This is a genomic window from Caballeronia sp. LZ029 (genome assembly GCF_031451275.1).
Lineage (GTDB): Bacteria > Pseudomonadota > Gammaproteobacteria > Burkholderiales > Burkholderiaceae > Caballeronia > Caballeronia jiangsuensis.
Genome location: NZ_JARUXO010000001.1, coordinates 1,081,422 through 1,108,290, shown reverse-complemented (window position 1 = coordinate 1,108,290; position 26,869 = coordinate 1,081,422). Strand labels below are relative to the sequence as shown.

Genomic DNA, 26,869 nt, shown 5'->3' with positions numbered 1-26,869 from the left:
TAGCTTACTTTCCGCCGATGCCGCTCACATGATCGCCGACGTTCGCGCCGAACACGCGCTGTCGCAGGAGCGCCAATTGGTCGCGGGTCTGCGCCGCCTTTTCGAATTCGAGATTCTTGGCGTGATCCATCATCTGCTTCTCGAGGCGCTTGATTTCCTTCGCGATCTGCTTCTCCGACATGTCTTCGAACTTCGCGCGCGTCTGCGCTTCCTTGAGTTCGGCGCGGGCTTCGTCGGCGTTGTAGACGCCATCGATGATGTCCTTGATGCGCTTCTCGACGCCGCGCGGCGTGATGCCCATCTTCAGGTTGTGCGCGATCTGCTTCTCGCGGCGCCGCTCGGTTTCGCCGATCGCGCGCTTCATCGAGTCGGTCATGTTGTCGGCGTAGAGAATCGCCTTGCCGTTCACGTTACGCGCCGCCCGGCCGATCGTCTGGATCAGCGAGCGCTCGGCGCGCAGGAAGCCTTCCTTGTCGGCGTCGAGAATCGCGACGAGCGACACTTCGGGAATATCGAGACCCTCGCGCAGCAGGTTGATGCCGACGAGCACGTCGAACGTGCCGAGCCGCAGGTCGCGGATGATCTCCACGCGCTCGACGGTGTCGATGTCGCTGTGCAGATAGCGCACCTTCACGCCGTGATCGGCGAGAAACTCGGTCAGCTGCTCGGCCATGCGCTTCGTGAGCACGGTGACGAGCACGCGCTCATGCACGGCGACGCGCGCGTTGATCTCCGACAGCACATCGTCGACCTGCGAGCGCGCCGGACGCACCTCGATTTCAGGATCGACCAGACCGGTCGGCCGCACGAGCTGCTCGGCCACCTGCCCCGCCTTCTGCTTTTCGTAGTCGGCGGGCGTCGCGGAAACGAAGATCGCCTGCCGCATCTTGCGCTCGAACTCGTTGAACTTGAGCGGCCGGTTGTCGAGCGCGGACGGCATGCGAAAACCATAGTCGACGAGATTTTCCTTGCGCGCGCGATCGCCGTTGTACATGCCGTTCAACTGGCCGATCAAGACGTGCGACTCGTCGAGCAGCATCAGCGCGTCGGGCGGCAGATAGTCGACGAGTGTCGGCGGCGGCTCGCCCGGCGCCGCGCCCGAAAAGTGCCGCGAGTAATTCTCGATGCCCTTGCAGAAGCCGAGCTCCTGGAGCATTTCCAGATCGAAGCGCGTGCGCTGTTCCAGCCGCTGCGCTTCGACGAGCTTGCCGCCGCCATGGAAAAACTCGAGCCGCTCGCGCAGTTCGAGCTTGATGGTTTCGATCGCGCGCATCACGGTATCGCGCGGCGTCACATAGTGCGACGACGGATACACGGTGAAGCGCGGAATCTTGTTGCGCACGCGGCCGGTGAGCGGATCGAAGAGCATCATCGATTCGACTTCATCGTCGAAAAGCTCGACGCGCACCGCCATTTCCGCGTGCTCCGCCGGGAAAATATCGATGGTGTCGCCGCGCACGCGAAACGAGCCGCGCTGGAAATCGGCTTCGTTGCGCGTGTACTGCATCGCGATCAGACGCGCGATGACGTCGCGCTGGCCGAGCTTGTCGCCCGTGCGCAGCGTGAGAATCATCTTGTGATACTCGGACGGATTGCCGATACCGTAGATCGCGGACACGGTCGCGACGATCACGACGTCGCGCCGCTCGAGCAGGCTCTTCGTGGCCGAAAGCCGCATCTGCTCGATGTGCTCGTTGATCGACGAATCCTTCTCGATGAAAAGATCGCGCTGCGGCACATACGCTTCCGGCTGATAGTAGTCGTAGTACGAGACGAAGTACTCGACGGCATTGCGCGGAAAGAACTCGCGGAACTCGGCGTAAAGCTGCGCCGCGAGCGTCTTGTTCGGCGCGAAGACGATCGCCGGGCGGCCCATGCGCGCGATCACGTTCGCCATCGTGAAGGTCTTGCCCGAGCCGGTCACGCCGAGCAGCGTCTGGAACGAGAGGCCGTCCTCGATGCCTTCGACGAGCGTCGAAATGGCTTCCGGCTGATCGCCCGCGGGCGGATACGGCTGATAGAGCTGAAATGGCGAACCTTCGAACGTGACGAACTTCGATTCGTCCAGTTCTTCGGGTGATTCGATGAGAGTGTCGGACATGAGAGATCGAGAGAGTCAACGTCAGGCGCAAACAAGCATTCTAGCGTCGTACGCAATGCGCGCGCTCGCCATGACGTGACCGGGATTCGGAAGGGTTATCGTCGTCAGATTGGGCATGGATCGGCAATCTCAAGCGCGCACCTTCGCGCCCTTTTTTATCGTCGATTTCGCGTGCATCGATATAAAAAAGGGCCGAAAAGCACGCGCATTCGCACCATATTCGTCCGAAAAGCCACACCGGATTCGCTACAATGTGCGACTGGCATAACGGTTTTGAGCCGCTTATCGCCACACATCATCCGTTTGCATCCTGCCGCACGTCCTTCCCTCACTGCCGATAGATCATGTCTCTTTTCTCTGCCGTCGAACTCGCTCCCCGCGACCCGATCCTGGGCCTCAACGAAGCCTTCAACGCCGATACGCGCACGACCAAAGTCAATCTGGGCGTCGGCGTGTACACGAACGAGGAAGGCAAGATTCCGCTCCTGCGCGCCGTGCGCGAAGCCGAAAAAGCGCGCGTCGATGCCGCGCTGCCCCGCGGATATCTGCCGATCGACGGCATCGCCGCCTATGACTCGGCCGTGCAGAAACTGCTGCTCGGCGACGACTCGCCGCTGATCGCCGCGGGCCGCGTCGTGACGGCGCAGGCGCTCGGCGGCACGGGCGCGCTCAAGATCGGTGCGGACTTCCTGAAGCGCCTGAATCCGAACGCGATCGTCGCGATCAGCGATCCGAGCTGGGAAAACCATCGCGCGCTCTTCGAAGGCGCCGGTTTCGAGGTGGTCAACTACCCGTATTACGAAGCCGCCACGCACGGCGTGAACTTCGACGGCATGCTCGCGGCGCTCAACGGCTACGCGCCGGGCACCGTCGTCGTGCTGCACGCGTGCTGCCACAACCCGACGGGCGTCGATCTGTCGGACGATCAGTGGAAGCAGATCGTGGAAGTCGTGAAGGCAAAGAACCTCGTGCCGTTCCTCGACATGGCGTATCAGGGCTTCGCGGACAACATCGACGCGGACTCCGCCGCCGTGCGTCTGTTCGCCGCCGCCGATCTGAACGTGTTCGTCTCGTCGTCGTTCTCGAAGTCGTTCTCGCTGTACGGCGAGCGCGTCGGCGCGCTGTCGATCATCACGACGGGCAAGGAAGAATCGGCTCGCGTGCTGTCGCAACTCAAGCGCGTGATCCGCACGAACTACTCGAACCCGCCGACGCACGGCGGCTCGATCGTCGCGGCCGTGCTGGCGTCGCCGGAACTGCGCGCGACCTGGGAGCAGGAACTGGGCGAAATGCGCGATCGCATCCGCGCGATGCGCAACGGTCTCGTCGAGCGCCTGAAGGCGAGCGGCGTCGATCGCGACTTCTCGTTCGTCAGCAAGCAGCGCGGCATGTTCTCGTACTCGGGCCTGACGGTGGCGCAAGTCGATCGTCTGCGCGACGAATTCGGCATCTATGCCGTGAGCACCGGCCGCATCTGCGTGGCCGCGCTGAACACGCGCAACCTCGACGCCGTTGCTAACGCCGTCGCCGCCGTGCTGAAGTAAGCCGGCTCGGCAGCTTCCAAATGAAAATGGCGCCCTTCGCGGGCGCCATTTTTTTGCGCGTCGAAACCGGCGATTCAGAGCGTCTTTTGCGCGGACGTCACGGCGGGCGTCGCGTCGTCGTCCTCGACGAAGCCTAGCGAAATCGCGCGCGCGAGCTCCGCGCTCACGCCCGCAACGCTGGTTTCCTCGTGGCGCATGGCCGCGCTGCCGCTTTCGCCGGCGTGCATGCAGAAAGCCAGCGCGATCGGAAGCACGATGGCGACGGGCCAGTAAGTCGATATTGTCTTTTTCATGGGACTGCCTTTGGTCGAGATGTCGCAGCGGGTTACAAGCGTTAGTGACCCACTGCCGGACACTTCAAATTTTACGGAATCGTCCCGATCTTAAAAAGCCATTGAAAAGCAAAGGATTGTTGCGTTCGCGACAACAAGCATGTCTCGCGAATGCATGCTCCGACTCGCGTCTTTATGACGCCTGGCCGTCATAAAAGCTTACAAAGTTGTTGGGGACATCCACTCACCGATGTTGTCTCATACAGTAATGGTTCGACAGGTTCTTTAAAGATCATGAAATCCGCAGTTGCTGGTCTTCTCATCGCGTCATCCGCAGCATTTCTAGGCGGCTGCGCGGTTTATCCCGATGGCTCGTCTTATGGCGGCGGCTATCCCGGTGTCTACGACGATCCGGGCTACGGGGGATATTACGGCGGACCGCCGGTGGTTCAGCCGGGCGTTGTCGTCGGTGGCGGTTATTACTCGGGGCCTGCGTATTACGGTCCTGGTCGAAGCCGCTATTGGGATGACGGTCCGGGCTGGCGCCGGCCGCCGCCCGGTGGCTGGCATAGTAACCAGCAGCCGCGCGATCGCGGTCCGGGCGGGCCGCCGCCGCAAGCGGGCGGCAACGGACACCAGAACGGACCGCCGCCGCAGGCGGGCGGCGGTCGTCCGCCAGCCCCTCCGCCTCCGCAGGCGAGCGGCGCGCCGATGCCCAAGGCTGTCGGCGGTCAACCCCCGGGGCCGAATCGCGCCCCGCCGCCATCAGCAAACGGCGGCAACCGCGAGAGCGGAAATTCACGCGGCTTCCTCGGACGCTACGGCGGATAACGCGAAAAGCGCACTCATCGATACGGGCCACGGCAGATTGCCGTGGCCTTTTTCTATCCGAGATGCGAGTGCTGCGCCTTGTACAACTCTCTGAAGGTCCGCCCGACCGGCGCGGGCATGTCGCGCGTACCGGTCCATCCACCGCCGAACGGCAAGCGCGATATCGCTTTCTTGTTGCCACCCATGCGTTCGAGCACACGCACGGCGAGCTTCGTGAAGAGCGCATACGCAACCGGTCGTTTCGCGAGATAGCCCCAGGCTGCGAGCGCGGCGCGTTCGTTCCAGGGCCGCAGGCGGCGCTCCATCTGCTTTTCGCGCAACTTGCGCAGCAAATCCGACAACGGAATGCCCACCGGGCACACGCTGTTGCACTCGCCGCAGAGCGTCGCGGCTTGCGGCAGGTCGAGCGCCTTGTCGATCCCGACATACGCAGGCGTCAGCACCGATCCCATCGGGCCCGGATAGACCCAGCCGTACGCATGTCCCCCGATCTTCTGATAGACCGGGCAATGATTCATGCACGCGCCGCAGCGGATACAGCGCAGCATCTCCTGAAATTCCCCGCCGATCAGCCCGGTGCGCCCGCCATCGACGAGCACGAAATACATGTGCTCCGGCCCGTCCGATTCGTCCGCCGCCCGCGGCCCGGTCAGCAGCGAGAAATAGTTCGAGATCGTCTGCCCGGTCGCCGAGCGGGGCAGGAGGCGCATTGCGGTTGCGAGATCCTCGAGCGTCGGCAGCACTTTTTCGATGCCCGTCACCGCGACATGCACGCGCGGCATCACGGTGCACATGCCTTCGTTGCCCTCGTTCGTGACGACCGCCACCGATCCCGTCTCCGCGATCAGAAAGTTGCCGCCCGTCACGCCCATGTCCGCCGACATGAAATGCGGACGCAGCACTTCGCGCGCCTCGCGCGTCATCTCGGGGATATCGGTCAGGCGCGGCTTGTTGTGCGTCTTCGCGAAGAGATCGGCGATCTGCTCCTTATCCTTGTGGACGACCGGCGCGATGATGTGGCTCGGCGGCTCGTTGTCGTTGATCTGCAGGATGTATTCGCCGAGGTCGGTCTCGATGGACTGCACGCCCATCTCGCCGAGCACGCGATTCAACTGCATCTCTTCCGAGACCATCGACTTCGTCTTGATGACCTTTTTCACGTCGTGCTTGCGGGCGATATCCGCGACGAGCCTGGCCGCATCCTGCGTCGATTCGGCGTAGAGCACCGTGGCGCCGCGCCGGGTCGCTTCGCGCTCGAAGGTTTCGAGCCACACGTCGAGATTGTCGAGCGCACGATCGCGCCGCTCCTTCAGCGCCGCGCGGGTCGCCTCGAAGTCGATGTCGCGCACCGCGCTCGCGCGCGCGCTGACGAACTTGGTCGAGAGCTTCGTGAGATTCTGTTGCAGGCGCTCGTCGGCGAGTTTGGCTGTAGCGCGCGCCTTGAAATGCATCGTCTGGACTTGCATGTGCGGTCTCTCTGTCAGGATGCGCTCACGCGCGGCCTTGCGCGTCGCCGGCAAGCACCTGCGCGATGTGCAGCACGCGCGTCGACGTATCGCCGGTGCGGCGCAGGCGCCCTTCGATGTTCAACATGCAGCCGAGATCGCCGAGCACGACGGTGTCCGCCCCGCTCGCCTTGATGTTCGCGCACTTTTCATCGACGATCGCAGTCGAAATGTCGCCGTACTTCACCGCGAACGTGCCCCCGAAGCCGCAGCAATGCTCGCAGCCCGCCATCTCCGTGACCGGCACGCCCGCCTGCGCGAGCAGATCGCGCGGCTGCGATTTCACGCCGAGTTCGCGCAGGCCCGAGCAGGAATCGTGATAGGTCACCATGCCGTCGAACGCGCCGGGCTCCATGCGCGCCTTCGCGACATTCACGAGAAAATCGGTCAGCTCGAAAACACGCGGCTGCAGGCGCGCGAAGCGGCCCATCAGTTGCGGATCGTCGCGAAAGAGATCGCCGTAATGCGCGCGGATCATGCCGCCGCAGGAGCCCGACGGCACGACGACATAGTCGAACTGCTCGAACTCGCGCAGCGTTTTTTCGGCGAGATCGCGGGCGAGAGGACGATCGCCCGAATTGTAGGCGGGCTGGCCGCAACACGTCTGCGAAGGCGGCACGACGACTTCGAAACCCGCCCGCTCGATCAGCTTGATCACCGAGAAGCCGATTTCAGGGCGCATCATGTCGATGAGACACGTGACGAAAAGTCCGACTCGCATTGAGGGCGTTTCCTGTTTTGTAGAAGTGATTGAACGCACCGACGATTATCCGCGAAAGTCCCGCCCGTCGGGCTCGCGCAGGTCCGCGAGCACCATTGACGAAGGGCATCTTTTTGACCGGCGTTCGCTTTTTTCACATTATGAGATACAATCGCCATTCCGCTGTTTGACGCATCAACCGATTTTTCACGATGAGCGATACGAACCCGGAATCCAAAACATCCATTCAGGTGATCGAGCGCATGATGCGTCTTCTCGACGCCCTCGCCGACCACACTGACCCCGTCAGCCTGAAAGAGCTGTCCCAGAGCACGGAACTGCATCCGTCAACCGCGCATCGCATCCTGAACGACATGGTGCTGTGCCGTCTCGTCGATCGTTCCGATCCGGGCACCTACCGGCTCGGCATGCGGTTGCTGGAACTCGGCAATCTCGTGAAGGCGCGTCTCTCGGTACGCGAGGCCGCGATGCCGCCGATGCGCGAACTGCATCGCCAGACCGGCCAGACCGTCAATCTGTCTGTACGGCAAGGCGATGAGATCGTCTATATCGAGCGCGCGTATTCCGAGCGCTCGGGCATGCAGGTGGTGCGGGCAATCGGTGGCCGTGCGCCTTTGCATCTGACGTCCGTAGGAAAACTGTTCCTCGCCGCCGACGAAGCCACCCGCGTGCGCGCCTATGCGATGCGCACCGGTCTCTCAGGCCACACGCAGAACAGCATCACCGATCTCTCGAAGCTCGAGCGCGAACTGTCGCTGGTGCGCCAGCAAGCCTGCGCGCGCGACAACGAGGAACTGGAGCTCGGCGTGCGCTGCATCGCGGCCGGCATCTACGATGACACCGGACGGCTCGTGGCGGGTTTGTCGCTGTCCGCGCCCGCCGATCGTCTGCAGGACGCCTGGCTCAAGCAACTGAGCCACACGGCGCTCGAAATCTCGCAGTCGCTCGGGTATCACCCGGAACAGGCGGCCGCCGAAGCGCCGCACGCGCACCGCTGAACCGCACTGCATGAAAAAACGGGATTCGTCTTTCGACGAATCCCGTTTTCTTTTGAGTCGGCCGATCGAGCCGACGAAAGTCAGACGCTCAAGGATTCGCGCCGCTGCCCATATCGGCGCTCATGATGTGCGGCTCGCCGAGCGTATCGAGAAACGAACGAAGGCGGCCCGCATCGGCGAAACGCGAGTACTTGCCGTATGAGTCGAGCAGCACGATCACGACCGGGCGGCCGTTCACGTTCGCCTGCATCACGAGACATTCGCCCGCTTCGTTGATGAAGCCCGTCTTCTGCAAGCCGATATCCCACGACGCATTGCGGATCAGCGCGTTCGTGCTGTTGTAGGCAATGTTGCGCTTGCCGGTGAAGACGTCGTAGCTGCGATCGGTCGAGAACTTGCGGATCAGCGGATATTGATATGCCGCGTTCACCATCTTCACGAGATCACGCGCGCTCGACACGTTCTGGCTCGTCAGACCCGTCGAGTTCTCGAAGTGCGTGTCGGTCATGCCGAGCGACTTCGCCTTCGCATTCATCGCGGCGATGAACGCCGGACGGCCGCCGGGGTAATAACGCGACAGCGCAGCCGCCGCGCGATTCTCGGACGCCATCAGCGCGATGTGCAGCATGTCCTCGCGATTCAGTTCCGAACCGACCGCCAGGCGCGAACCGGTGAACTTCTCGTAGTCGCGGTCTTCGTCGGTGACGCTGATCGCGTCGGTGAGCGGCATGTGCGAGTCGAGCACGACCATCGCCGTCATGAGTTTCGTGATCGACGCGATCGGCACGACGGCGCGCGAATTCTTGTCGAAGAGCGTCTCGGACGTGTTCTGGTCGACGACATAGGCCACGCTCGAACGCAACGCGAGGCTGTCGGGCGTGTCATGCAGGCCGAACGCCTGGCCGACCGACGTCGCGCGCGGCTGGAACGCAACCGCGTGCACCGCGCCGCGGCGCGCATGCGGTTCCATGCGATACGACACCCGACGCTTGCGCGACGCGCGGGGCGCATCGTCGTCGTCATCCGTGGCGGCGACCTTGGCGGCTTTCGCGGCCTTCGGCGCCTTGAGCGTGGTTTTCGCCACGCGCGCGGGCTTTTCGGCTTGCGCGGTGGATTTCTTTGCGGTCTTGGTTGCCGTGGCGGTCTTTGCAAGGGCTTCAGCCGGAGCCGCTGCGAAGGACGTCGCTACTGCGATGGAGACAGCGATGGACAATGCCGAGCGCACTGCCACGCCATGCACCACCTTCAACGACGAAAACATTTCGGTTTTCATTAGTGTTCTGTTGGGCGGCTGGAGGGTACCGCCAAGTGTAGTGAAGCAACGAAATTTAAGCAATATTAAGCACTTATCGGCACTCGTTAAACTGAGTTGTAAGCCTGGATTGCATATTGCCGATCAACAGCGCGCCTCGATCGGAAAAAACGATCGTCCCGGCGGAACCGTGCTGCCAAAAGCGCGCTTTTCTACACGACGGCAAACGCACTATCGGCAAAACTTTCCACGACTTTAGTTAAACGTGTGAACCGAATCGGACAAAACGCAGAACTTCGAATCGACGGAGGGAGCGGTCGGATGCCGCGAACAAACACGCGACAGATCGGTCAGCCGAAATGTTAACGTTTCTTCAACAATTTGGTGTACGGCAACATCTTAAAATTAAGACAATCTTCAGAAACTTCTCGTTTTGCATCGCGATAAGACTCAGACTTCGGGCGCGCGGGCAACATCAAATCTTCATCCGGGCGTGTTCTCATCCACTTCAGTGAAGAGCAACAGAAGCTCTGGAGGCCCATGTGCAGCCTGGATGCTCAGGGTTTCCACGGATGCGTCCCCCACACGTTTTTCTAGCAACTAAGTCCTTGTTTAACATACAATTTCGATTCATTGTGCGGCGCACAAAAAGTGCTTGACATCCATCGGAATATCTCTAAAATGGGTCTCATGTTGCGACGCACCAATTGCAGTTGCACCTAGCCGGCCAGGTCCATCGCGCCGGATCTACCCAAACCACGACCCGCGTTTGATGGGTCGGCCATCAGGAGCCTGAGATGACGCTGTTGACCCCCGAGCAAATCGCCGCTGCACAAAAAGCTAACTTCGACACGCTGTTCGGTCTGACGAACAAGGCGTTCGAAGGCGTCGAGAAGCTGGTCGAACTGAACCTGCAAGTCGTGAAGTCGACGCTGGCCGAAAGCCAGGAAAACGCGCAACGCGCGCTGTCGGTCAAGGACGCTCAAGAACTGCTCGCGCTGCAAGCCAGCCTGACGCAGCCGGTCGCGGAAAAGGTGCTGTCGTATGGCCGTCACCTGTATGAAATCGCATCGGCCACGCAAGCTGAATTCGCCCGCGTCGCGGAAGCGCAGTACGAAGAGCAAAACCGCAAGGTGCAAACGCTCGTCGACAACGTCGCGAAGAACGCACCGGCTGGTTCGGAAACGGCTGTCGCCGTGATGAAGTCGGCTATCACCGCTGCCAACACGACGTACGAAACGGTTCACAAGGCAACGAAGCAAGCTGTCGAAATCGCTGAAAGCAACTTCAACGCTGCCGCTACGGCTGCGACGAAGGCCGCTACGCAAGCGACCGAGCAAGCTTCGCGCGCTGCCAAGAAGTCGGTTGCGTAAGTTTGCCGCCGGGCCCTGCCCGGTTTGATGCAGCACGCATGACGAAGAACCCGGCCACCGTGCCGGGTTTTTTGTCGTTTGTCGTCCGCCGTTTGCGCTGCAAATGAAAAAGGCGCGCTCCGGTGAAGGAGCGCGCCTTTGCACTTCCCGAAGCGCGAACGCTTACTTCTTGCGCTGCGGCGGCAAGTCCGTGCACACGCCTTCGTACAGCTCGGCGGCCATCCCGACCGATTCGCCGAGCGTCGGGTGCGGATGGATCGTCTTGCCGATATCGGTTGCATCCGCGCCCATCTCGATCGCGAGACACACTTCGCTGATCAGATCGCCCGCATTAAGACCGACGATGCCGCCGCCGATCACACGATGCGTCTCTTCATCGAAGATCAGCTTGGTGAAGCCCTCGTCGCGGCCATTCGCGATCGCGCGGCCCGACGCGGCCCACGGGAACACTGCCTTGCCGAACTTGATGCCTTCGGCCTTGCACTGGTCTTCCGTCTTGCCGGCCCACGCCACTTCCGGATCGGTGTACGCCACCGACGGAATCTGCAACGCGTCGAAATACGCCTTCTCGCCGTGCGCCGCTTCCGCCGCGACATGGCCTTCGTGCACGGCCTTGTGCGCGAGCATCGGCTGGCCGACGAGATCGCCGATCGCGAAGATGTGCGGCACGTTGGTGCGCATCTGCTTGTCGACGTTGATGAAGCCGCGATCCGTCACCGCCACGCCGGCCTTGTCCGCGCCGACCTTGCCGCCGTTCGGGCTGCGTCCGACCGCGAGCAAAACGAGGTCGTAGCGCTGCGGCTCGCTCGGAGCCTTCTCGCCTTCGAAGGTCACATAGATGCCGTCTTCCTTGGCCTCGGCCTTGGTCGTCTTGGTCTTGAGCATCACGTTCGTGAAGCGCTTGGAATTGAACTTCTCCCAGACCTTCACGAGATCGCGGTCCGCGCCGAGCATCAGGCCATCGAGCATTTCGACGACATCGATGTCCGCGCCGAGCGTCGAATAAACGGTCGCCATTTCCAGGCCGATGATGCCGCCGCCCACCACCAGCATGCGCTTCGGCAACTGACGCAGTTCGAGCGCGCCGGTCGAATCGACGACACGCGGATCGTCCGGGAAGAACGGCAGCTTCACGGCTTGCGAGCCCGCCGCGATGATCGCCTGCTTGAACTTCACGACCTTCTTGCCGTCCGCGCCCTGCACTTCCATATGGTTCGGATCGACGAAACTGCCGACGCCCGTCACGACCTGCACCTTGCGCGCCTTCGCCATGCCCGCGAGACCGCCGGTCAGCTTCTTGACGACGCCTTCCTTGAAGCCGCGCAGCTTGTCGAGATCGACTTTCGGCTCGCCGAAGCTGATGCCGTGCGCCGCGAGTTCCGCCGCTTCGTCGATGACGAGCGCGGTGTGCAGCAGCGCCTTCGACGGAATGCAGCCGACGTTCAGACACACGCCGCCCAGCGTCGAATAACGTTCGACGAGCACCGTCTTCATGCCGAGATCGGCGGACCGGAAGGCCGCCGAGTAACCGCCGGGGCCGGCGCCGATCACGAGCATGTCGCATTCGACATCGGCGGCGCCGGAGTAGCTGCCCGCCTGCGGCGCGGGCGCGGACGCGGACGCCGGAGCGGCTGCGGCGGCTGCCGGAGCGGCCTTCTGCGGCGCGGCCGCGGGAGCCGCGTCGCCGCCTTCGAGCGTCAGGACGAGCGTGCCTTCCGACACGCTGTCACCGACCTTCACCTTCACTTCCTTCACCGTGCCCGCAGCCGGAGAGGGCACATCCATCGTGGCTTTATCGGATTCGAGCGTGATGAGCGACTGCTCCTTCTCGACCGTATCGCCCGGCTTCACGTGCACTTCGATGACCGGAATGTCCTTGAAGTCGCCGATGTCCGGCACCTTCACGTCCTGCACGGCGCCGCCCGCGGCCTTCGCGGGCGCAGCGGCGGGAGCCGGCGCGGCAGCGGGTGCCGCGGCAGCGCCTGCGCCTTGCGTTTCGACCATCGCGATGACCGAGCCCTGGCTGACCTTGTCGCCCTGCTTGACCTTCACTTCCTTGATCGTGCCCGCGACATCGGCGGGCACTTCCATCGTGGCTTTGTCGGTTTCGAGCGTGATGACGCCCTGTTCCTTTTCGATGCTGTCGCCGGGTTTGATATTGACTTCGATGACATCGACATCGGAGAAGTCGCCGATGTCGGGTACTTTTAGTTCGACGAGACTCATGTTGTCCCCTAAGAGATGTGCGGATGGAACCTCAGGGCAAAGCCCCGAGGTCCCGCCGTCGGCCAGATCCGAAGATCAGAGAATGACGCGACGGAAATCGCCCAGAATCGCCGACAGATAAGCGTTGAAGCGCGCGGCGGCCGCACCGTCGATGACGCGATGGTCGTACGACAGCGACATCGGCAGCGTGAGGCGCGGCACGAACTGCTTGCCGTCCCACACCGGCTTCATCTGACCGCGCGACAGGCCGAGAATCGCGACTTCGGGCGCGTTGATGATCGGCGTGAAGTGCGTTCCGCCGATGCCGCCCAGCGACGAGATCGAGAAGCAGCCGCCCTGCATCTGATCGGGCTTGAGCTTGCCGTCGCGCGCGAGCTTCGACAGCTCCGCCATTTCCTTGGCGATATCGACGAGGCCCTTCTTGTCCGCGTCGCGGATCACCGGAACGACGAGGCCGTTCGGCGTATCGGCCGCGAAACCGATGTGGTAGTACTTCTTGAACACGAGGTTGTCGCCGTCCAGGCTCGCGTTGAAGTCCGGGAACTTCTTGAGCGCCGAGACCACGGCCTTGATGACGAACGCGAGCATCGTGAACTTCACGCCCGCCTTTTCGTGTTCCTTGTTCAGCTTGACGCGCAGTTCTTCGAGCTCGGTGATGTCGGCTTCGTCGTTGTTCGTGACGTGCGGAATCATCACCCAGTTGCGATGCAGGTTCGCACCCGAGATCTTCTTGATGCGCGACAGCGGCTTCGGATCGATCGGCCCGAACTTCGTGAAGTCGATCTTCGGCCACGGCAGGAGACCCAGCTCGCCGCCGCCACCGCCAGCCGGTGCAGCCGCTGCGGGCGCCGCACCCTGTCCCGACATCACGCCCTTGACGAACGCGGTGATGTCGCCTTGCGTGATGCGGCCTTTCGGACCGCTGCCGCGCACGCGCGACACATCGACGCCCAGGTCTCGCGCGAACTTGCGCACCGATGGCGACGCGTGGCTCGACGTGCGCGTGCCGTCGCCGGCAGGCATCAGGGGCGCCTGCGCGAGCGCGGACGGCGCCTCTTTCGCGGGAGCGGGTTTCACGGGCGCATCGGACGGCACTTCGACCGGCTTCGCGGGCGCGGGCGCCGCCGCGGGCGCAGCCGCTCCAGCGCCGCCTTCCAGCACGACGATCAGCGTGCCTTCGGAAACCGTATCGCCGATCTTGACCTTCAGCTCTTTCACCGTGCCCGCTTCGGGGCTCGGCACGTCCATCGTCGCCTTGTCGGATTCGAGCGTGACGAGCGACTGTTCCTTCTCGACCTTGTCGCCGACCTTCACGCCGATCTCGATGACCGGAATGTCCTTGAAGTCGCCGATGTCCGGCACCTTCACTTCGATGGAACCGCCGCCGCTCGCCGCGGGCGCCGCAGCGGGCGCCGCCGCCGGCGCCGGTGCGGCCGCTTCCTGCTTGGCGGCAGGCGCGGCAGCGGATGCGCCGCCTTCCAGCACGACGATCAGCGTGCCTTCCGACACGTTGTCGCCGACCTTGACCTTGACCTCCTTCACGGTGCCCGCCGCCGAACTCGGCACGTCCATCGTCGCCTTGTCGGATTCGAGCGTGACGAGCGACTGTTCGGGTTCGACCGTATCACCCACCTTGACCAGCACTTCGATCACGGGGATGTCCTTGAAATCGCCGATGTCCGGCACTTTGACTTCGATCGCTTGACTCATTATTAGTGTCTCCTGGGTTGCACGCGGGCCTCCTTCCGCTTCGGAAGGAGGCCGCGTCACAACGCACGGGGGCGATGCCTTTAGACGGTCATCGGGTTGGGTTTGGACGGGTCGAGGTTGTACTTCTTGATCGCCTCGGCGACGACCTTGCGCTCGATCGTGCCTTCGTCGGCCAGCGCGTTCAGCGCGGCCAGCGTCACCCAGTAGCGGTCGACTTCGAAGAAGTGGCGCAGCGCCTCGCGCGTATCCGAGCGGCCGTAGCCGTCGGTGCCGAGCACCACGAACTTGTTCGGCACATAGCCGCGGATCTGGTCGACGAGCGCACGGATGTAGTCCGTCGATGCGATCACCGGGCCCTTCGCGCCCTTGAGCAGCGCGCTCACGTGCGGCACGCGCTTCTCTTCCGTCGGGTGCAGCAGGTTCCAGCGCTCGCACGCCTGACCGTCGCGCGCCAGTTCGGTGAAGCTCGGCACGCTCCAGAGATCGGCGGTGACGTTCCAGTCGTTCTTCAGGAGATCGGCGGCGGCGATCACTTCGTTGAAGATCGTGCCCGCGCCCATCAGTTGAACGTGCGCCTTGCCCGCGCCTTCGGCCTTCTTGAACGCGTACATGCCCTTGATGATGTCCGAAGCAACGGCATCGCCTTGCGGGATCGCCGGATGCTCGTAGTTCTCGTTCATCACGGTGATGTAGTAGTACACGTCTTCCTGATCCGCGACCATGCGGCGCAGACCGTCCTGCATGATGACCGCGAGTTCGTAGCCGAAGGTCGGGTCGTAACTCACGCAGTTCGGAACGGACGCCGCCCACAAGAGCGAGTGGCCGTCTTCGTGCTGCAGGCCTTCGCCGTTGAGCGTCGTGCGACCCGCGGTGCCGCCCAGCAGGAAGCCGCGCGAACGCATGTCGCCCGCGGCCCATGCCAGATCGCCGATACGCTGGAAGCCGAACATCGAGTAGAAGATGTAGAACGGGATCATGATCTCGCCGTGCGTCGAGTACGACGTCGCGGCCGCGATCCAGTCACACATGCCACCCGCTTCGTTGATGCCTTCCTGCAGAATCTGACCCGTCTCCGATTCGCGATAGAACATCAGCTGGTCGGAGTCTTCCGGCACGTACTTCTGGCCTTCCTGATTCCAGATGCCGATCTGACGGAAGAGACCTTCCATGCCGAAGGTACGCGACTCGTCCGGCACGATCGGCACGACGCGCTTGCCGAGCGCCTTGTCCTTCAGCAGGATGTTCAGGATCCGCACGAAGGCCATCGTCGTGGAGATTTCGCGGCCTTCGCCCGTGCCCTTCAGAAGCGGCTCGAATGCGGAGAGCGCTGGCACCGGCAGCGATTCGGCCTTCTCGCGGCGCGACGGCAGATAGCCGCCCAGGTCCATGCGCTTCTGACGCATGTACTCGAGTTCCTTCGAGCCTTCCTCGAACGTGAGGTACGGCACGTCGGCGATCTGCTCGTCGGTGAGCGGCAGGCGGAACTGGTCGCGGAATTTCTTCAGCGTGTCGATCGGCAGCTTCTTCTGCTGGTGCGTGATGTTCATCGCCTGACCGTGCTCGCCCATGCCATAGCCCTTGATGGTCTTGGCGAGGATGACGGTCGGCGCGCCCTTCGTCTTGGTCGCGGCGTCGAATGCCGCGTAGATCTTGTGCGGATCGTGGCCGCCGCGGTTCAGGTTCCAGATGTCGTCATCGGACCAGTCGGCGACGAGCGCCTTCAGTTCCGGCGTGTTGAAGAAGTGCTCGCGTACGAACGCGCCCGACTCCGACTTGTACGTCTGGTATTCGCCGTCGACGACTTCCATCATGCGGCGCATCAGCGCGCCGGTCTTGTCGCGTGCGAAGAGCGCATCCCAGCGGCTGCCCCAGATGACCTTGATGACGTTCCAGCCCGCGCCGCGGAATTCGCTTTCCAGTTCCTGGATGATCTTGCCGTTGCCGCGCACCGGACCGTCAAGACGCTGCAGGTTGCAGTTGATGACGAACACGAGGTTGTCCAGACGCTCGCGGCCGGCCATGCCGATCGCGCCGAGCGATTCCGGCTCGTCCGTCTCGCCGTCGCCGAGGAACGCCCAGACCTTGCGGCCGTCCGTCTTCGCGATGCCGCGCGCCGCCATGTACTTCATGAAGCGCGCCTGATAGATCGCCATGATCGGGCCGAGACCCATCGACACGGTCGGGAATTGCCAGAAGTCCGGCATCAGCCACGGGTGCGGATACGAGGAGATGCCCTCGCCGCCCACTTCCTGACGGAAGTTGTTCAGTTGCTTATCGGTCAGGCGGCCGAGCAGGAACGCGCGCGAGTACACACCCGGCGACGAGTGGCCCTGCACGAACACGAGATCGCCGCCGTGTTCTTTCGACGGCGCGTGCCAGAAGTGATTGAAGCCGACGTCATAGAGTGTTGCGGCGGACGCGAACGAAGCGATGTGGCCGCCGACGTTCGTGTCCTTGCCCGCGCGCAGCACCATCGCGATGGCGTTCCAGCGGGTGTACGAGCGGATGCGGTGTTCGAGGTCCTGATCGCCCGGATTCTTCGCCTGCGCGGCGACGGGGATCGTGTTGATGTACGGCGTGTTCGCCGAGAACGGCAGGTGCTCGCCATGCACGCGAGCGAATTCGATCTGTTTCTCGATCAGGTAGTGCGCGCGATCAGGACCGACCGCGGAAATTACGCCATCGAGCGCGTCGAGCCACTCGGCGGTTTCCTGAGGATCGTCGTCCTTGGCGTTGGCGACATATTTGAGAACTTCGTCGGGTACAGCGGACATGCTCGTCTCCTGATGTGAGGAACACTCTGAGAACCGCCGGCGCACGCCCGATCGAAGGCGGGCACTGGCCGCGTGCCGGCAATTCTAAAGAGGGTCCAGACCATGATGCAAGGAATTTTTCAAATCATGAGAGTTAATCTCACCATACGAAAAATTGCTGCAACGCACCGTCCGATAAGACTTTTTTGTTCAGATGTTTCTCCTCCTTTTGCGACAATCCATACTTCTTTACCGTCTTTTTACGCCGATTAACAATCAGGTGCTGCGTTACAATCGCTTCCATGTTGACCGAACGGCTGATCAAACGCTCGGCGAGGGTCGCGCGAAAGCCGACCGACGCCTCGCCCTCCCGCTGGCACCACGGCCCGTGGTGGTCGAACTCCTATTTACTCACGCCGCTCATTTCGATCCTGGTATTCCTGGTCGTGATGAGTCTGATCCTATGGAGCCTGAACCGGCGCGAGCAACAGCAGCAGGAAGACACGCTCTATCGGAATGTCGCGTGGGCACAGCAGCAAATCCGTCTTTCGATGACCGGCGCGCAGGAGCAGATCCAGGCGCTCGCGCGCGACATTGCGACCGGCCACGGCGACCCGCAAACCTTCCAGACCTCGTCCACCGACATCATGCAGGGGCATCCCGAGATCCTCTACATGAACTGGTACACGAGCGAGCATAAGCCCCGCTGGCCGAATACGCCGCTGCCCGTGCTCGGATCGCGTCTCGCGAAGCCCAACGACACGCAGATGGACGAGGCCGTGCAGGCCGCATTCGACGAAGCGCGCACCACCCGCCGCCAAGTCTACTCGCCGTTGCTCTACGACGACCTCGGCAATGGCTATATCACCTTGCAGACACCGGTCTTCCGCGACCGCGAGTTCCTCGGCTCGATCGCGGCGGTGTTCTCGATCGAAGGCGTCCTGAAGCACGACATTCCCAGCGAACTGTCGGCGAAGTACAAGATTTCCATCACCGACCTGAACAACCGCGAACTCGCGACCACGTCGAGCCGCCCGCGCCTGCCGCGCGACATGTTCTACGACCTGCCGCTCGATCCGCCGGGACAAGGTCTGTCGGTGCGCGTGTATTCGTATCCGCAGCTCACCAACTTCACCAACAACACGCTCGTCTGGCTCGTCGCGGGTTTGTCGTGTTTCGTGCTGTGGAGTCTCTGGAGCCTGTGGAAGCACACGCGCCAGCGCTTCGAGGCGCAACAGGCGCTGTACGCCGAAGCGTTCTTTCGTCGCGCGATGGAAAACTCGGTGCTGATCGGCATGCGCGTGCTCGACATGCACGGCCGCATCACGCACGTGAATCCCGCGTTCTGCCGCATGACGGGCTGGGATGAGAGCGATCTCGTCGGCAAGAACGCGCCGTTCCCGTACTGGCCGCGCGACGCGTATCCCGAAATGCAGCGCCAGCTCGACATGACGCTGCGCGGCAAGGCGCCCTCGTCCGGCTTCGAACTGCGCGTGCGCCGCAAGGACGGCTCGTTCTTTCACGCGCGGCTGTACGTGTCGCCGCTGATCGACAGTTCGGGCCGGCAGACCGGCTGGATGTCGTCGATGACGGACATCACAGAGCCGAAGCGCGCCCGCGAAGAACTCGCCGCCGCGCACGAGCGCTTCACCACCGTGCTCGAAAGCCTCGACGCGGCCGTCTCCGTGCTCGCCGCCGACGAAGCCGAGCTGCTCTTCGCCAATCGCTATTACCGGCATCTGTTCGGCATCCGTCCGGACGGGCATCTGGAGCTCGCGGGCGCCGCGTTCGACGGCGGCTCGCAAAGCTCGTCGGACACCATCGACATGGTCGACACCTACGCGGGCCTGCCCGCCACCGCGCTCACCGAAAGCTCGGCGGACGCGCAGGAAGTCTATGTCGAAGGCATCCAGAAGTGGTTCGAGGTGCGCCGCCAGTACATCCAGTGGGTCGACGGCCATCTCGCGCAGATGCAGATCGCCACCGACATCACGCAGCGCAAGCAGGCGCAGGAACTCGCGCATCAGCAGGAAGAAAAGCTCCAGTTCACGAGCCGCCTGATGACGATGGGCGAAATGGCGTCGTCGCTCGCGCACGAGCTGAATCAGCCGCTCGCGGCGATCAACAACTATTGTTCGGGCTGCGTCGCGCTGGTGAAATCCGGCCGCGTGACGCAGGAAACGCTGCTTCCCGTGCTCGAAAAGACCGCGCAGCAGGCCGTGCGCGCGGGCATGATCATCAAGCGCATCCGCGAGTTCGTGAAGCGCAGCGAGCCCAAGCGCCAGGCCGCGCGCGTCGCGGATATCGTCGCGGACGCGGTGGGTCTCGCCGAAATCGAGGCGCGCAAACGCAAGATCCGCATCGTCACCGAAATCCGCTCGCGCATGCCGGTGATCTACGTCGATCCGGTTTTGATCGAACAAGTGTTGGTCAACCTGTTGAAAAACGCGGCCGAGGCGATGCATGATGCGAAACCGAACGCCATCGATCCGGTGATTCGCGTCGTCGTGCAGCGCATGGACGGCGGCTTCGTGTGCATCAGCGTGGTCGATCAGGGTCCGGGCGTGGACGAGGCAACCGCCGAGCGCCTCTTCGAACCGTTTTACAGCACCAAGTCCGATGGCATGGGCATGGGGCTGAACATCTGCCGCTCGATCATCGAGTCGCATCGCGGACGCCTCTGGGTCGTCAACAACGTCGAAGCGGACGGCCACGTGACCGGCGCGACCTTCCACTGCAGCCTGCCGATCGGCGCAGTGGACGGCAGCTCGGGCACGAGCGGCACGGATGCGCAGGACGAACATACGAGACAACAAACAGTTACGGGAGAACTATGAGCACAGTCACCACTCAGGAAACCGTCTTCGTCGTCGACGATGACGAAGCCGTGCGTGATTCCTTGCGCTGGCTGCTCGAAGCAAACGGCTATCGCGTTCAGTGTTTCTCCAGCGCGGAATCGTTTCTCGACGTCTATCTGCCGATCTCGCACTCCGGCGCGATTTCCTGCCTGATCCTCGACGTGCGGATGGCCGGCATGACGGGGCTGGAGCTACAGGAGAAACTCATCGCCGAGAATTCGCTCCTGCCGATTATCTTCGTGACGGGTCACGGCGACGTGCCGATGGCCGTCTCGACGATGAAAAAAGGCGCGATGGACTTCATCGAAAAGCCTTTCGACGAGGCCGAGCTGCGCAAGCTCGTGGAGCGCATGCTGGAAAAGGCGCGCAGCGAAAGCACCAGCGTGCAGCAGCAGCGCGCCGCCGCCGAGCGTCTGGGCAAGCTGACCGCGCGCGAGCATCAGGTGCTCGAACGCATCATCGCGGGACGCCTGAACAAGCAGATCGCCGACGATCTCGGCATCAGCATCAAGACGGTGGAAGCGCATCGCGCGAACATCATGGAAAAGCTCTCCGTGAACACCGTCGCCGATCTGCTGCGCCTCGCGCTGTCGAACAAGCCTCAGCAGTAACGGCTTCGCTCTCCCGTTCGCGGCCGGCATCGTCATGCCGGCCGCGCTTTCATGGCGCGCCCGATGTCCGCATCGCGCCGCCCGTCCCCTTCCGAAACCCCCGTTGTCGGCGAGAGTGAAACGTGATATTTCCTGAATCACGTTGACACACATCGCGGCCCGCCCGTAATTTGGCCGGACCCACTACCGGACAACGGTCATGCGCGACAAGGCGTCTGCCACGTACTTGCTCGACGGTCAAACGTTTGGTGTCGATACCTTCGAGACCAGCGCGCTCTCTCGCATCGTTCCCTTCGCTTTCATCAAGCACTGCGCATCAGTTCGCTGCCTGTCAGCAAACAACGTGCGCATCGCGCGTGCACCGGAGGACTTGATCTTGAAACGAAATCCTTACATCGTCGTCGGGCATCGCGCGCTGCGCATGATCGCGATGAGCGTTGCGCTCGCGTTGCCGCTCGCGGCGCTTCATCCCGGACCGGTGCACGCACAGACGCAGGACGCCGCGAGCACCGCGCCGAAGCTGACAAACCAGCAGCTCGATGCGCTGACCGCGCCGGTCGCGCTCTATCCCGACGCGCTGCTCGCGCAGGTGATGATGGCGTCGACATATCCGTCGCAAATCACCGACGCGGCCGCGTGGTCGAAGGCGAATCCGAACGTCAAGGGCGACGACGCGGTCAAGGCCGTGCAATCCGAGCCGTGGGACCCGAGCGTGCAATCGCTCGTCGCGTTCCCTCAGGCGCTCGCGACGATGGCCTCCAAGATCGACTGGGTGACGCAGCTCGGCAACGCCTTCATCGCGCAGCCGAGCGACGTGATGGACTCGGTTCAGCGTCTGCGGCGCGCGGCGCAAAGCGCGGGCAATCTCAAGACGAACGAGCAGCAGAAGGTCACGAGCGGGCCGCCGCCGGCGGGCAGCACGACCACCAGCACCACCGTGATCCAGATCGAGCCGGCCAATCCGCAAGTGGTCTACGTGCCGACCTACAACCCGACAGTCGTGTACGGCACATGGCCTTATCCGGCCTATCCGCCGGTCTACGTGCCGCCGCCTCCGGGATATGCGATGGCGTCGGCGTTCGTCGGCGGCCTCGCGTTCGGCGCGGGCGTCGCGGTCGTGAATTCGCTGTGGGGCAATTGCAACTGGGGTCACGGCGATGTCAACGTCAACGTGAACCGCTACAACAACATCAACACGAGCAACCGCATCAACGCGAACAGCAACAACGTGCGCTGGAACCGCAACGATCCGCAGTTCAACCGGACCAACGTCCAGAACCGGCAGAACACGTTGAACAACGCGAATCGCGGCGCGAACGCCAACCAGTTTCGCGGCCGCGAGGACGGGCGCGCGCAGGCGGCGCAGACGCTGCAGCAGCGCACCGGGCAAAACCTCAACGAGCCGGCCAGCCAGCGCGTGCAGAGCATCCGCCAGGGCGGCGGAGAGAATGCGCGCAACACCAACGATCTGCGTCAGCGCTCGCAGAACGTGAATCGCGATAACGCGCTGCGCGGCGCGGGCGATGGCAACGGTGCGCGGCAGGACATGCAGCGCGGCCAGGCGAGCCGGGAGTCGTTCGCCAATCAGTCGCATAACCGCGGCGGCGGTGTCGAGCGACAGGCGGGCGGCGGTCTCGGCGGCGGTGGTGGTGGTGGCGGCGGATTCCATGGAGGCGGAGGCGGCGGCGGCGTGCAACGCGGCGGCGGCGGTGGCGGCGGATTCCACGGAGGTGGCGGCGGAGGCGGCGGCGGATTCCATCGAGGCGGCGGCGGCGGAGGAGGATTCCGCCGGTGATGATCGAGTCCATCGTCAAACGCCGCTCAGGCGGCGAACGCCAGATCCAGGAGCCCGACATGAAAACACTCGCCTCATCGAAGAAGCCATTGCTTCGCGCACTCGCCGCCGCGTCGCTGGCGCTTTGCGCATCGTTCGCGTACGCGCAGGCCGTGTATCCCACCGCGGAAGCCGCCGCGCAGGCGTTCACCGACGCCATCGCGACCAACGACGAAACCGCGCTCGCCAAAGTCCTCGGCAAGGACCACGGGCGCTACGTGCCCGAAGGCAGCATCGGCGAAGAGGACATCTACGCGTACCTCGCCGCGTGGGCGCAACAGCATCGCATCGTCGAGGATGCGCAGCCGCTCGATGGCCGTCCGGCCGCTCATATCGAAGCGGGCACGAGCGGCTGGACGCTGCCGATTCCGCTCGTGAAAGTAGCGAAAGGCTGGCGCTTCGACATGCCCGCCGCGCGCGACGAAGTGTTCACGCGGCGTATCGGCCGCAACGAGCGTTCGGCGATGCAGGTCGCGCTCGCGGTCGTCGCCGCGCAAAGCGACTATCGCAAGACGGCCGGCCGCTACGCCGACCGTTTCGTGAGCACGCCCGGCAAGCACGACGGCCTCTACTGGGACACCGCGCCGGGCGACCCGGAAAGCCCGCTCGGCCCGCTCGCCGCGACGATGCCGAACAAGCCCACCGACAAGGACGGTTACTACGGCTACCACTACCGCATCCTGACGGCGCAGGGCGCGAACGCGCAGGGCGGCGCGAAGAACTATCTGCAGGACGGCAAACTGACGAACGGCTTCGGCGTGATCGCGACGCCCGCGCGCTACGGACAGACCGGCGTGATGACCTTCATCGTCAATCAGGATGGGCAGATCTACGAGAAGGATCTCGGCCCGGCGTCCACGCGCGCGGCGGCGGCGATCAGGTCGTTCAATCCGGATTCGTCGTGGCAGGTGGTGACGCCGTGAGTCGCGGCGACATGTTGGAGATGGCAGGCCGGAACGCGCGATAGCGCCCGGCGGTATAATTTCGCCCTTCCCAGGGGCGCATTTGCCACGCATTTGCCGAGCAGGCGCCCAGCACCATGCGCGAGCGCCGCGCACCGCTGCCGCACGAAAGCGGCGGGCACGGCGTCGGCTTTACGCCCTCGCGCGCCCTCGCCCATCCTCGATCCGATTCGCCATGACCGCCCAACTCATCGACGGCAACGCCCTTTCCAAGACCCTTCGCGCCGACGTCGCCCAGCGCGCCGCCGCACTCACCGCCCGTGGACACAAGCCGGGCCTGGCCGTCGTGCTCGTCGGCGACAATCCCGCGAGCGAGGTCTACGTGCGCAACAAGGTGAAGGCCTGCCACGACAACGGCCTGCACTCGGTGATGGACCGCTTCCCCGCGACGCTCGCCGAAAACGAGCTGCTCGCGCACATCGCGAAGCTCAACGCCGATCCTTCGATCCACGGCATTCTCGTGCAACTGCCGTTGCCCGCGCATATCGATAGCCACAAGGTCATCGAAGCCATCGCGCCGGAGAAGGACGTCGACGGCTTTCACGTCGCCAACGCGGGCGCGCTCCTGACCGGCAAGCCGCTCTTTCGCCCGTGCACGCCCTACGGCGTGATGAAGATGTTCGAGGCGCACGACATCGGCCTCAAAGGTGCGAACGCGGTGGTGATCGGCCGCTCGAACATCGTCGGCAAGCCGATGGCGCTCCTCTTGCTCGAAGCCGGCGCGACCGTCACCATCTGCCATAGCAAGACGCGCGACCTCGCGAAGCACACGCGCGACGCCGATGTGATCGTCGCAGCGGTCGGCCGCCGCAACATCCTGACCGCGGACATGGTGAAGCCGGGCGCTACCGTGATCGATGTCGGCATGAACCGCAACGACGAGGGCAAGCTGTGCGGCGACGTCGATTTCGCGGGCGTCAGCGAAGTGGCCGGATTCATCACGCCGGTGCCGGGCGGCGTCGGCCCGATGACCATCACGATGCTGCTCGTCAACACGATCGAAGCGGCCGAGCGCGCGGCGCAGGCGTGAACATCGGCGCGGGGCGGCATTAATCGGCCCCTTAAAAACAATCGATTGGAATTTGCCCCGCCCGCCCCAATAATCTCGGAGAGAGCCGGCGCGGCACGCGTCCCGTTCCCGGCTTCGTCCAACACCAGAACGGGAGAGTCATGAGCGATACCACGTCCACCCCGGCAGCGGCCAATCCGCTGCTCGATTTTTCCGATCTTCCGCGTTTCGGCGAAATTCAGCCCGCGCACGTCACACCCGCGCTCGACGTGCTGCTCGCTGATGCGAAAGCCGCCGTCGATCGCGCGAGCGCGCCGGACACGCCCGCGACCTGGAAGGACGTCGTCGAGGCGGTCGAGCAGGAATCGGAAAAACTGTCGCGCGCGTGGGGCGTCATCGGCCATCTGAACGCCGTCGCCGATACGCCCGAACTGCGCGCCGCGCACGCCGAAAACCTGCCGCGCGTCACCGAATTCTCCGCGAGCGTCGGTCAGAATCTCGCGCTCTACGAGAAGTACAAGGCGATCGCCGCAGGACCGGAATTCGCCGGTCTGTCGGCCGAGCGCAAGAAGATTCTGGAGAACTCGCTGCGCGATTTCCGCCTGTCGGGCGCGGAATTGCCCGAGGATCGCAAGCCGCGTTTCGCGCAGTTGCAGGAGGAGCAGGCAGCGCTCTCCAAGGCGTTCTCCGATCACGTGCTCGATTCGACCAACGCCTACGCATATATCGTCACGAAGGAAAGCGATCTCGCCGGCCTGCCCGATGACGTGATCGAAGCAGCCCGCGAAGCCGCGCAACGCGATGGCAAGGAAGGCTGGAAGTTCACGCTGCATTTCCCGTCGTATTTCCCGGTGCTGCAATACGCCGAGCATCGGCCGATGCGCGAAGCGATGTATCGCGCGTACGTCACGCGTGCGTCGGAACTGGGCGGCACCTACGGCGACGGCAAGGCCGAATGGGACAACACGGCGAACGTCGTCGAGAACCTGAAGCTGCGCGAGGAAGAAGCGAAGACGCTCGGCTATCAGAACTTCGCGGAAGTGTCGCTCGCGCCGAAGATGGCCGAATCGCCCGCGCAAGTCATCGCGTTCCTCGAAGATCTCGCCAAACGCGCCCGCCCTTACGCCGAAAACGACTGGATGGAACTGCGCGCGTTCGCCGCGACCGAACTCGGCATGCCCGAACTGCAGCCCTGGGATATCGCGTATGCGGCCGAGAAGCTGCGCCAGAAGCGCTACTCGTTCTCCGAGAACGAAGTGAAGCAATACTTCCCGCAGGAAGCCGTGCTGAAGGGCCTTTTCAAGGTCACCGAAACACTATTCAACGTGTTGATCCGCCGCGACGAGGCCGCCGTGTGGAATCCGGACGTGCGCTTTTTCCGCGTCGAGAACAAGGACGGCACGCTCGTCGCGCAGTTCTATCTCGACCTCTACGCGCGCGAAGGCAAGCGCGGCGGCGCCTGGATGGACGACGCCCGCTCGCGCCACAAGCGCACGCAAGGCGGCGTGCAGACGCCGGTCGCCTATCTCACGTGCAACTTCTCGGCGCCGGTGGGCGGCAAACCCGCCTGCTTCACGCACGATGAAGTCATCACGCTGTTCCACGAGTTCGGGCACGGGCTGCATCACATGCTGACGCGCATCGACGAGCTGGGCGTGTCGGGCATCAATGGCGTGGAGTGGGATGCGGTCGAACTGCCGTCGCAGTTCATGGAGAACTTCTGCTGGGAGTGGGACGTGCTCACCGACATGTCCGCGCATGTCGAGACCGGCGCGCCGCTGCCGCGCGAGCTGTTCGACAAGATGCTCGCCGCGAAGAATTTCCAGAGCGGTCTCGGCACGCTGCGCCAGATCGTCTTCTCGATGTTCGACATGGTGTTGCACACGTCCTACGATCCGGCGAACGCGACGCAGAACGTGAACGATCTCGCGCGCTCGATCAACGAGAAGTTCCATGTGATTCCGCAGGCGCCGTTCTCGCGCTGGCCGAACACGTTCAGCCATATCTTCGCGGGCGGCTACGCGGCGGGCTACTACAGCTACAAGTGGGCCGAAGTGCTGTCAGCCGATGCGTACGCCGCGTTCGAAGAGGCCGCGAAGGCCGGCAACGGCTCGGTGCTCGACGCGACGACGGGCACGCGCTATCGCCGCGAGATTCTCGAAGTGGGCGGCAGCCGCCCGGCGATGGATTCGTTCAAGGCGTTCCGTGGACGCGAGCCGGACATCGACGCATTGCTGCGTCATAACGGCATGTCCGGGCAAGCGGCGCACTGATCGTTAGCCGGCTCGACAACCCGGTCCGCGGGCAAG

At 63.5% G+C, this 26,869-nt stretch carries 19 protein-coding genes and 1 pseudogene; 11 read left to right on the top strand and 9 right to left on the bottom strand.

The annotated features are described in order from the left end of the window. Nucleotides 1-4: 4 nt before the first annotated feature. The gene (uvrB, locus tag QCE73_RS05195) at nt 5-2,101 is read right to left on the bottom strand and encodes an excinuclease ABC subunit UvrB (protein ID WP_035506505.1); all 2,097 of its coding nucleotides are present in this window, start codon (nt 2,099-2,101) and stop codon (nt 5-7) included. A gap of 344 nt (nt 2,102-2,445) precedes the next feature. Here uvrB and QCE73_RS05190 point away from each other — a divergent pair, with 344 nt between their 5' ends. Then, nucleotides 2,446-3,645, top strand: a complete 1,200-nt coding sequence (locus QCE73_RS05190; protein WP_309880076.1) for an amino acid aminotransferase — start codon at nt 2,446-2,448, stop codon at nt 3,643-3,645. 74 nt (nt 3,646-3,719) lie between these two features. On the opposite strand, the gene QCE73_RS05185 is transcribed toward QCE73_RS05190, so the two are convergent. Next, the gene (locus QCE73_RS05185) at nt 3,720-3,938 is read right to left on the bottom strand and encodes a hypothetical protein (RefSeq protein ID WP_035506500.1); all 219 of its coding nucleotides are present in this window, start codon (nt 3,936-3,938) and stop codon (nt 3,720-3,722) included. A gap of 273 nt (nt 3,939-4,211) precedes the next feature. Between QCE73_RS05185 and QCE73_RS05180 the strand changes: the two genes are divergently transcribed. Further along, nucleotides 4,212-4,748 (top strand): hypothetical protein, encoded by a 537-nt coding sequence (locus tag QCE73_RS05180; protein ID WP_309880074.1) that lies wholly within the window; start codon nt 4,212-4,214, stop codon nt 4,746-4,748. A gap of 53 nt (nt 4,749-4,801) precedes the next feature. Here QCE73_RS05180 and QCE73_RS05175 read toward each other — a convergent pair whose 3' ends face one another. Both QCE73_RS05175 and QCE73_RS05170 read right to left on the bottom strand, forming a co-directional pair. Further along, entirely contained in the window at nt 4,802-6,214 is a 1,413-nt protein-coding gene (locus QCE73_RS05175) for a lactate utilization protein B (RefSeq protein ID WP_309880072.1), read from the bottom strand. A 25-nt stretch (nt 6,215-6,239) separates the two neighbouring features. Continuing rightward, complete coding sequence (locus tag QCE73_RS05170; protein ID WP_309880070.1) at nt 6,240-6,974, bottom strand: (Fe-S)-binding protein; 735 nt, start codon at nt 6,972-6,974, stop codon at nt 6,240-6,242. 191 nt (nt 6,975-7,165) lie between these two features. On the opposite strand from QCE73_RS05170, the gene QCE73_RS05165 reads away from it, so the two are divergent. Beyond that, complete coding sequence (locus QCE73_RS05165; protein WP_035506496.1) at nt 7,166-7,972, top strand: IclR family transcriptional regulator; 807 nt, start codon at nt 7,166-7,168, stop codon at nt 7,970-7,972. 88 nt (nt 7,973-8,060) lie between these two features. Here QCE73_RS05165 and pbpG read toward each other — a convergent pair whose 3' ends face one another. Beyond that, nucleotides 8,061-9,056 carry a D-alanyl-D-alanine endopeptidase gene (pbpG, locus tag QCE73_RS05160; protein WP_309880068.1) on the bottom strand — a complete coding sequence of 332 codons (996 nt, stop codon included), beginning with the start codon at nt 9,054-9,056 and terminating at the stop codon, nt 8,061-8,063. Here pbpG and QCE73_RS05155 point away from each other — a divergent pair. Both QCE73_RS05155 and QCE73_RS05150 read left to right on the top strand, forming a co-directional pair. Continuing rightward, nucleotides 9,043-9,483, top strand: coding sequence for a hypothetical protein (locus tag QCE73_RS05155; RefSeq protein WP_309880067.1), 441 nt, complete (start codon nt 9,043-9,045; stop codon nt 9,481-9,483). The genes pbpG and QCE73_RS05155 overlap by 14 nt on opposite strands. Nucleotides 9,484-10,021: 538 nt before the next feature. After that, complete coding sequence (locus tag QCE73_RS05150) at nt 10,022-10,597, top strand: phasin family protein (protein WP_035506491.1); 576 nt, start codon at nt 10,022-10,024, stop codon at nt 10,595-10,597. A gap of 162 nt (nt 10,598-10,759) precedes the next feature. Here the strand turns inward: QCE73_RS05150 and lpdA are convergent, their stop codons facing one another. From lpdA to aceE, 4 genes and pseudogenes are all read right to left on the bottom strand, one after another. After that, a complete protein-coding gene (gene lpdA / locus QCE73_RS05145) occupies nt 10,760-12,511 on the bottom strand; it encodes a dihydrolipoyl dehydrogenase (RefSeq protein WP_309881911.1) in 1,752 nt (583 codons plus the stop codon). Nucleotides 12,512-12,631: 120 nt separating this feature from the next. After that, a pseudogene (locus tag QCE73_RS05140) lies at nt 12,632-12,823 on the bottom strand (biotin/lipoyl-containing protein); the annotation flags it as partial. A 75-nt stretch (nt 12,824-12,898) separates the two neighbouring features. Then, a complete protein-coding gene (aceF, locus tag QCE73_RS05135; RefSeq protein WP_035506488.1) occupies nt 12,899-14,533 on the bottom strand; it encodes a dihydrolipoyllysine-residue acetyltransferase in 1,635 nt (544 codons plus the stop codon). 80 nt (nt 14,534-14,613) lie between these two features. Next, nucleotides 14,614-17,307 (bottom strand): pyruvate dehydrogenase (acetyl-transferring), homodimeric type, encoded by a 2,694-nt coding sequence (gene aceE / locus QCE73_RS05130; protein ID WP_035506486.1) that lies wholly within the window; start codon nt 17,305-17,307, stop codon nt 14,614-14,616. 281 nt (nt 17,308-17,588) lie between these two features. On the opposite strand from aceE, the gene fixL reads away from it, so the two are divergent. The 6 genes from fixL to QCE73_RS05100 all read left to right on the top strand — a co-directional run bounded on the left by fixL (nt 17,589) and on the right by QCE73_RS05100 (nt 26,833). Continuing rightward, nucleotides 17,589-20,123: an oxygen sensor histidine kinase FixL gene (fixL, locus tag QCE73_RS05125; RefSeq protein WP_035506485.1), complete on the top strand. Its 2,535-nt coding sequence runs from the start codon at nt 17,589-17,591 to the stop codon at nt 20,121-20,123. After that, nucleotides 20,120-20,755, top strand: a complete 636-nt coding sequence (fixJ, locus tag QCE73_RS05120) for an oxygen response regulator transcription factor FixJ (protein WP_014190971.1) — start codon at nt 20,120-20,122, stop codon at nt 20,753-20,755. The genes fixL and fixJ overlap by 4 nt, the downstream gene beginning before the upstream one ends. Nucleotides 20,756-21,176: 421 nt before the next feature. Then, nucleotides 21,177-22,550: a DUF3300 domain-containing protein gene (locus QCE73_RS05115; RefSeq protein WP_309881910.1), complete on the top strand. Its 1,374-nt coding sequence runs from the start codon at nt 21,177-21,179 to the stop codon at nt 22,548-22,550. A gap of 59 nt (nt 22,551-22,609) precedes the next feature. Beyond that, the gene (locus QCE73_RS05110) at nt 22,610-23,512 is read left to right on the top strand and encodes a DUF2950 domain-containing protein (protein ID WP_309880065.1); all 903 of its coding nucleotides are present in this window, start codon (nt 22,610-22,612) and stop codon (nt 23,510-23,512) included. A 214-nt stretch (nt 23,513-23,726) separates the two neighbouring features. Next, on the top strand, nt 23,727-24,581 hold the full coding sequence (gene folD, locus QCE73_RS05105; RefSeq protein WP_035506479.1) for a bifunctional methylenetetrahydrofolate dehydrogenase/methenyltetrahydrofolate cyclohydrolase FolD: 855 nt from the start codon (nt 23,727-23,729) through the stop codon (nt 24,579-24,581). Between the two features lie 140 nt (nt 24,582-24,721). Beyond that, complete coding sequence (locus tag QCE73_RS05100; RefSeq protein ID WP_309880064.1) at nt 24,722-26,833, top strand: M3 family metallopeptidase; 2,112 nt, start codon at nt 24,722-24,724, stop codon at nt 26,831-26,833. Nucleotides 26,834-26,869: the final 36 nt, after the last annotated feature.

Coding starts and splice junctions, on each gene's coding strand:
- uvrB (WP_035506505.1), bottom strand. CDS start 2,101: ATGTCCGACACTCTCATCGAATCACCCGAAGAACTGGACGAATCGAAG.
- QCE73_RS05190 (WP_309880076.1), top strand. CDS start 2,446: ATGTCTCTTTTCTCTGCCGTCGAACTCGCTCCCCGCGACCCGATCCTG.
- QCE73_RS05185 (WP_035506500.1), bottom strand. CDS start 3,938: ATGAAAAAGACAATATCGACTTACTGGCCCGTCGCCATCGTGCTTCCG.
- QCE73_RS05180 (WP_309880074.1), top strand. CDS start 4,212: ATGAAATCCGCAGTTGCTGGTCTTCTCATCGCGTCATCCGCAGCATTT.
- QCE73_RS05175 (WP_309880072.1), bottom strand. CDS start 6,214: ATGCAAGTCCAGACGATGCATTTCAAGGCGCGCGCTACAGCCAAACTC.
- QCE73_RS05170 (WP_309880070.1), bottom strand. CDS start 6,974: ATGCGAGTCGGACTTTTCGTCACGTGTCTCATCGACATGATGCGCCCT.
- QCE73_RS05165 (WP_035506496.1), top strand. CDS start 7,166: ATGAGCGATACGAACCCGGAATCCAAAACATCCATTCAGGTGATCGAG.
- QCE73_RS05150 (WP_035506491.1), top strand. CDS start 10,022: ATGACGCTGTTGACCCCCGAGCAAATCGCCGCTGCACAAAAAGCTAAC.
- aceF (WP_035506488.1), bottom strand. CDS start 14,533: ATGAGTCAAGCGATCGAAGTCAAAGTGCCGGACATCGGCGATTTCAAG.
- aceE (WP_035506486.1), bottom strand. CDS start 17,307: ATGTCCGCTGTACCCGACGAAGTTCTCAAATATGTCGCCAACGCCAAG.
- fixL (WP_035506485.1), top strand. CDS start 17,589: ATGTTGACCGAACGGCTGATCAAACGCTCGGCGAGGGTCGCGCGAAAG.
- fixJ (WP_014190971.1), top strand. CDS start 20,120: ATGAGCACAGTCACCACTCAGGAAACCGTCTTCGTCGTCGACGATGAC.
- QCE73_RS05115 (WP_309881910.1), top strand. CDS start 21,177: ATGATCGCGATGAGCGTTGCGCTCGCGTTGCCGCTCGCGGCGCTTCAT.
- QCE73_RS05110 (WP_309880065.1), top strand. CDS start 22,610: ATGAAAACACTCGCCTCATCGAAGAAGCCATTGCTTCGCGCACTCGCC.
- folD (WP_035506479.1), top strand. CDS start 23,727: ATGACCGCCCAACTCATCGACGGCAACGCCCTTTCCAAGACCCTTCGC.
- QCE73_RS05100 (WP_309880064.1), top strand. CDS start 24,722: ATGAGCGATACCACGTCCACCCCGGCAGCGGCCAATCCGCTGCTCGAT.